Source organism: Streptomyces sp. NPDC005485, from assembly GCF_040606085.1.
GTDB lineage: Bacteria > Actinomycetota > Actinomycetes > Streptomycetales > Streptomycetaceae > Streptomyces.
The window spans coordinates 1-6,612 of sequence record NZ_JBEXDZ010000268.1; the positions used below are offsets into that span (position 1 = coordinate 1).

Here is a 6,612-nt window from a genome sequence, read left to right on the forward strand (position 1 = left end):
CGTGCCGTTGACCAGTCGTTCCAGGTCACGGAGCGGCTCGACCGGGGTGAGGTGGAAGCACGGTCGCACGGGGGGCTACTCCCTCGGCGGGAGTTTCGGGCGGGTTCGCGCCGGCACGTTTCCGTAGTCCGGGGGAGTCGCCGCGGGGTGCGTCGTCAGCAGGTCAAGGGAGAGTTGGATGGCGTCGTCCAGTTGGGCGTGGCGGCCTTCCGCCCAGTCCAGGGGGGTGCGGTGGATCTCGAGGTCGGGGGTGACACCGCGGTTCTCGATGGACCAGCCGTACGCGTCGAACCAGGCGGCGTTCATGGGGACCGTGATGACCGTGCCGTCGCCGAGCTGGTGGCGGCCGGTCATGCCGACGACTCCGCCCCAGGTGCGCTGGCCGACGACCGGGCCCAGTTTCAGGAGTTTGAAGGCGGCCGTGATCATGTCGCCGTCGGACGAGGTCGCCTCGTCCGCGAGGGCGACGACCGGGCCGCGCGGGGCGTTCGAGGCGTACGACACCGGCTGGGCGTTGCGCGTCAGGTCCCAGCCCAGGATGGTGCGCGTGAGCTTCTCGATCACCAGCTCGCTGATGTGGCCGCCCGCGTTGCCGCGTACGTCGACGATGAGGGCCGGGCGGGAGACCTCCAGGCGCAGGTCGCGGTTGAACTGGGCCCAGCCCGAGCCGCCCATGTCCGGGATGTGCAGATAGCCGCAGCGGCCGCCGCTCAACTCCCGTACGACTTCACGGCGTTTGGCCACCCAGTCCTGGTAGCGCAGCGGGCGCTCGTCGATCAGCGGGACCACCGCCACCCGGCGTGAGCGGCCCTCGCCCTCCGCCGGGGTGAACGTCAGCTCCACCGTCGTACCGCCCGCGCCCGCGAGCAGCGGGTACGGTCCCGTGACCGGGTCCACCGGGCGGCCGTCCACATGGGTGAGCACCGCGCCCTCCCGGATCCCCGTGCCGGCCAGCGGGGAGCGGGCCTTGGAGTCGGAGGAGTCGCCGGGGAGGATCCGCTTGAGCATCCAACTGCCGTCGCGGCGCACGAAGTTGGCGCCGAGCAGGCCCTGCCGGCGCTGGTAGTGGGGCGGGCCCTCGTTGCGGCGGGCGGCGGACACGTACGCGTGCGAGGTGCCCAGCTCGCCGAGCACCTCGCGCAGCAGATCCGCGAACTCGTCCGGCGACGCGACCCGTTCGACCAGCGGGCGGTACTGGTCGAGCATCGCGTCCCAGTCGATGCCGCACATCTTGGGTTCCCAGTAGTAGGCGCGGATGATGCGGCCCGCCTCCGCGTACGCCTGCCGCCACTCGGCGGCCGGGTCGGCGTCGTGCAGGATGCGGCGCAGGTCGATCCAGACCGTCGAGTCGCCGTCGCCGGACTCGGTGGAGGGGACGGCCCGCAGGTCGCCCTCGTCGACGACGACCAGGCGGCTGCCGTCGCCGCTCACCGCGAACCAGTCGAGGTGGTCGACGAGTTCGGACTTCTTCGCCTTGCTGATGTTGAAGTATTCGAGGGTGGGCCGGCCGGAGGTGTCGTCCGGGTTCGCGAAGGTCTCGCCCAGCGCGCCGGAGATCGGCCAGCGCAGCCAGACCAGACCGCCGCCCGAGACCGGGTACAGCGCCGAGTACTTGGAGGCGGTGACCGGGAAGGGTGTCACCCGGGCTTCCAGGCCCTCGATCTCGACGGTCGCGGTGGACCCGTCGCCCGGCTCCTCCTCGACCGGGTCCAGGCCGCCGGCGACCGGGCGCCCGTCCGGGTTGAGCGCGAAGGGGGAGGGCGTGGCGGAGGAGAGCGGGACGAGGTAGGGGCGGCAGCCCAGCGGGAAGGAGAGGTCGCCGGTGTGGACGTCGTAGACCGGGTCGAAGCCCCGCCACGACAGGAACGCCAGATAGCGGCCGTCGCGCGTGAAGACCGGGTTTTCGTCCTCGAAGCGGCCGTTGGTGACGTCGACGATCAACCGGTCCCCCTTGCCGGTGGGGGAGATGCGCGCCATCTTGATCTGGCGCAGCGAGCGGCCGATGCCGGGATGCGACCACGTCAGCCAGGCCCCGTCCGGCGAGAACGCGAGGTCGCGCACCGGCCCGTTGATCGACCGGATCAGCTCGGTGACCTCCCCGTTGGAGTCCTCGGTCGCGTCGATGAGGAGCAGCCGCCCGTCGTTGGAGGCGATCGCGAGCCGTTCGCCCCGCGGGTCCGAGACCAGTTCCTGCACGCGGCCCAGACCGCCGGAGGCCAGTCGGCGCGGCTCACGGTCGCCGGTCGCGCGCGGCAGATAGGCGATCTCGACCGCGTCCTCGCCCTCCGCGTCCGTGACGTAGGCGACCTGGCCGCCCGAGCCGAGCATCTCGGGAAGCCGGACGCGTACCCCCGGGGTGTCGACGATGGTGCGCGCGGGGCCGTCGCGGTGCGTGAGCCAGTACAGGCTGCCGCGGACGACGACGGCACTGGCCCGGCCCGTCTCGTCCACGGAGATGCTGTCGATGTGCCGGGCCGCCGGGACCGGGTACGTACGCCGTCCGGCGCGTGGCCCGCCGAGCCGTACGTCGAGGCGGCGCGGCACCGAGTCCGCGGCCAGGTCGTCGACGATCCACAGGTCGCCGGCGCACTGGTAGACGACGCGGGCGCCGTCGGAGGCGGCGTGCCGGGCGTAGAACGCGTCGTGGTCGGTGTGCCGGCGCAGGTCCGAGCCCTCGTACGTGCACGAGTACAGGTTGCCGATGCCCTCGTGGTCGGAGAGGAAGGCGATACGGCCGCCGACGAACATGGGGGAGTGGAGGTGGCCTTCGAGGTCCGCGAGGATCCGCTGTCCGTGCAGCCAGAGGCGGCCCGTCGCGCCGCCCCGGTAGCGCTTCCAGGCGGCCGGTTCGTGCGGCGGGGTGCCGGTGAGCAGCAGGGTCTTGCGTTCGCCGTCGATGTCGGCGACGGCGATGTCGGAGACCGGGCCCCAGGGCAGCCGGCCGCCGGGATCGCCGTCGGGGTGCACGCTGTAGGCCCAGGTGAAGTACGAGAAGGGCTGGCCGTGCGAGGCGACGGCGAGGATGTCGCCGTCCGGGGACCAGCCGCAGACCTGAGTGTCCGCGCTCCCCCAATAGGTGAGCCGCTTCTCGGGACCGCCGTCCACCGGCGCGAGATGGATCTCCGGGACGAAGCTGCGCCAGCTCGTGTACGCGATGTGCCGCCCGTCGGGCGAGAACCGCGGGTGGCCGACCTTGGTGCGGTCGACCGTGAGCCGCCAGGCGCGGCCGGGCCCGTCCAAGGGAGCCACCCAGAGGTCGTCCTCGGCCGCGAAGCACAGCCGGTCGCCGCTGAGGTGCGGGAAGCGCAGATAGCCGGGGTCGGTCGGGCCGGTGGTCGTGGTCGGGTCGGTGGTCGCGTTCTCGTACGGGTCGCTGGCGTCGCTCACCTACTCATGCTTTTCCGGGAGACGGTCCCGGGCAACTTATGAGAAGTCGACAAGGGTGACCCAAGACACGTACGAAACGGTTTCGTTTCGCTTGCTCTCAGGGTATCTTCATAGACGTACGAAACCGTGTCGTTCGGAGCAGGGGCAGAGGAAGAGAAGGTGAGTGGGATGACTGAGACCGCAGCGGTGCGGCGCAGTCGGATCACGCCCGAGCGTGAGGCCGAGCTGTACGAGGCCGTGCTCGACCTGCTCCGAGAAGTCGGCTACGACGCCCTGACGATGGACGCCGTCGCCGCCCGCACCAAGTCCAGCAAAGCCACGCTCTACCGCCAGTGGGGCGGCAAGGCCGAGCTGGTCGCGAAGGCCGTGCGGCACGACAAGCCGGGCGGTGTCGGCCTCAGCGAGATCGACACCGGGTCGCTCAAGGGCGATCTGCACGCTCTCACCATGCGTTCGGACGACTGCAAGATGGAGCAGAACTCCGCGCTGATGCGGGGTCTGGCCATGGCGATGCACGGCAACCCGGATCTCCTGAGGGCGTTCCGCGAATATCTCATCGACCCGGAGATGGCGACGTTCCGCGAAGTGGTGCAGCGGGCCGTCGACCGGGGTGAGGTCCGCCCGGACAACCCGGCGGTCGACTTCATGATGCACATGATGATGGGCGGGTTCGCCGCCCGCACACTGATCGACGAGAAGCCGCCGACGCAGGCCTTCCTCCTCTCGTACATCGACGCCGTGGTCCTCCCCGCCCTCGGCATCCGGTAGATCCCCGCAGTTCCCGATCCCCTTGCCTGTCCGAGTACCTGACGTCACCGCTCACGTCGTCGGGACGGTCACCCCTGCCTCCCCGCAGGGCTGATCACCCCTGCCCAGAACCGCCCCCACGACCTGACCGGGAGTACGTCTTCGTGGCCACGTTTCTCTACAAACTCGGCCGACTCGCCTTCCGGCGACGGCACTTCGTCGCCCTGATATGGGTGGCGCTGCTGACGCTCGCGGGCGTAGGCGCCGCCTCCGCGCCCACCGCGGGCTCCAGTTCCTTCTCCGTTCCCGGCACCGAGGCCCAGAAGGCCTTCGACCTGCTGGAGAGCCGCTTCCCCGGGACGACCGCCGACGGCGCGACCGCGCGGGTCGTCTTCAAGGCGCCGAGCGGCGAGAAGATGACGTCCGCGGCCAACAAGGCCGCCGTCCACAAGACCGTCAACGAACTGCGCGACGGCTCGGAGGTCACCTCCGTCACCGACCCCTACAAGTCCGGCTCCGTCTCCAAGGACGGCAGGATCGCGTACACGCAGGTCAGGTACGACGTCTCCGGCATGGAGCTGAAGGACGCCTCCAAGGACGCCCTGAAGGAGGCGGCGCAGGTCGCGCGGGACACCGGGCTGACCGTGGAGGTCGGCGGTGACGCGCTGCAGGCCGTGCCCGAGACCGGGTCCACCGAGGTCATCGGCATCGCGGTCGCCGCGGTCGTCCTCGTCATCACCTTCGGCTCGCTGATCGCGGCCGGGCTGCCGCTGCTGACCGCGCTGATCGGCGTCGGGATCGGTGTCTCGACGATCACCGCCCTGGCGAACGCGCTCGACCTCGGCTCCACCACCTCCACGCTCGCGATGATGATCGGCCTCGCGGTCGGCATCGACTACGCCCTCTTCATCGTCTCCCGCTACCGCGCCGAACTGGCCGAGGGCCGGGAGCGCGAGGAGGCGGCGGGCCGCGCCGTGGGCACGGCGGGCTCCGCGGTGGTCTTCGCGGGCCTGACGGTCGTGATCGCCCTGGTCGGCCTGGCGGTCGTCAACATCCCGATGCTCACCAAGATGGGCGTCGCGGCCGCGGGCACGGTCGCCATCGCCGTCCTCATCGCGCTGACCCTGATCCCGGGCCTGCTGGGCTACGCGGGCAAGAAGGTCAAGCCCGCGGGCGAGAAGAGCAAGGTGCTCGGCGGCGGGCGCGCGGCCAGGAAGGCGGCGCAGAACCCCGACAAGCCGAACATGGGCACGCGCTGGGCGAGGTTCGTCGTACGGCGTCCGATCGCCGTCCTGCTCCTCGGTGTCGTAGGCCTCGGTGCCGCGGCCATCCCGGCGTCCTCGCTGGAGCTGGGCCTGCCCGACGACGGCTCGCAGCCGACGTCCACGACGCAGCGCCGGGCGTACGACCTGCTGTCGGACGGCTTCGGCCCCGGCTTCAACGGGCCGCTGCTGGTCGTCGTCGACGCGAAGGCGAGCAAGGACCCCGACGCGGCGTTCACCAGGGTCAAGGACGAGATCAAGGGGCTCAAGGGGGTCGTGACGGTGACCCCGCCGGCGCCCAACAAGGCCGGCGACACCGCGACGATCAGCGTCATCCCGAAGTCGAAGCCCTCCTCGACGCAGACCGAGGACCTGGTCCACGCCATCCGTGACGCGGGCGGCGACATCAAGGCCGACACGGAGGCGAGCACCCTCGTCACCGGCTCCACGGCGATGAACATCGACGTCTCGCAGAAGCTCAACGACGCGCTCATCCCGTACCTGATCCTGGTGGTCGGCCTGGCCTTCCTCCTGCTGATCGTGGTCTTCCGCTCGATCCTGGTCCCGCTGAAGGCGGCGCTCGGCTTCCTGCTGAGCGTGATGGCGGCCCTGGGCGCCGTCGTCGCGGTCTTCCAGTGGGGCTGGCTGGCAGGCCTGATGGGCGTCGAGGAGACCGGTCCGGTCATGTCGATGATGCCGATCTTCATGGTGGGCGTCGTCTTCGGTCTCGCCATGGACTACGAGGTGTTCCTCGTGACCCGCATGCGCGAGGCGTACGTCCACGGGGAGAAGCCCGGCCAGGCCATCGTGACCGGCTTCAAGTACGGGGCCCGTGTGGTCACCGCAGCCGCCGTCATCATGATCGCCGTCTTCTCCGGCTTCATCGGCTCCAGCGAGTCGATGATCAAGATGATCGGCTTCGGCCTCGCGATCGCCGTCTTCTTCGACGCGTTCGTCGTCCGTATGGCCATCGTCCCGGCCGTCCTCGCCCTGCTGGGCAAGAAGGCCTGGTGGCTCCCGAAGTGGCTCGACCGCGCCCTGCCGAACGTCGACGTCGAGGGCGAGGGTCTGCGCGCGCACGACCGCCCGAAGGACGACGACGCGGACGAGGACCGGGAGTTGGCACGGGTCTGATCCCTCCCGGCCGGCACGAGAAGGGGGCCCCGCGGCGCGGGGGGGGGGCCGCGCGCCGAGGGATAAGGTAGTGTGGAAGGGA

General features: G+C 70.7%; 3 protein-coding genes. 2 read left to right on the forward strand and 1 reads right to left on the reverse strand.

What is annotated here, in order from left to right; translation table 11 throughout:
* Nucleotides 1-75 precede the first annotated feature (75 nt).
* A complete protein-coding gene (locus ABZS97_RS42875; protein WP_356149012.1) occupies nucleotides 76-3,309 on the reverse strand; it encodes a S41 family peptidase in 3,234 nt (1,077 codons plus the stop codon).
* Between the two features lie 246 nt (nucleotides 3,310-3,555).
* Between ABZS97_RS42875 and ABZS97_RS42880 the strand changes: the two genes are divergently transcribed.
* Together ABZS97_RS42880 and ABZS97_RS42885 are read left to right on the forward strand one after the other, a co-directional pair.
* Nucleotides 3,556-4,155: a TetR/AcrR family transcriptional regulator gene (locus ABZS97_RS42880; protein WP_356149006.1), complete on the forward strand. Its 600-nt coding sequence runs from the start codon at nucleotides 3,556-3,558 to the stop codon at nucleotides 4,153-4,155.
* Between the two features lie 143 nt (nucleotides 4,156-4,298).
* On the forward strand, nucleotides 4,299-6,530 hold the full coding sequence (locus tag ABZS97_RS42885) for an MMPL family transporter (protein ID WP_356149009.1): 2,232 nt from the start codon (nucleotides 4,299-4,301) through the stop codon (nucleotides 6,528-6,530).
* Nucleotides 6,531-6,612 lie beyond the last annotated feature (82 nt).

Bases quoted from the DNA above. Each gene is read 5' to 3' on its own strand.
- ABZS97_RS42880 (WP_356149006.1), top strand. From the start codon at position 3,556: ATGACTGAGACCGCAGCGGTGCGGCGCAGTCGGATCACGCCCGAGCGT.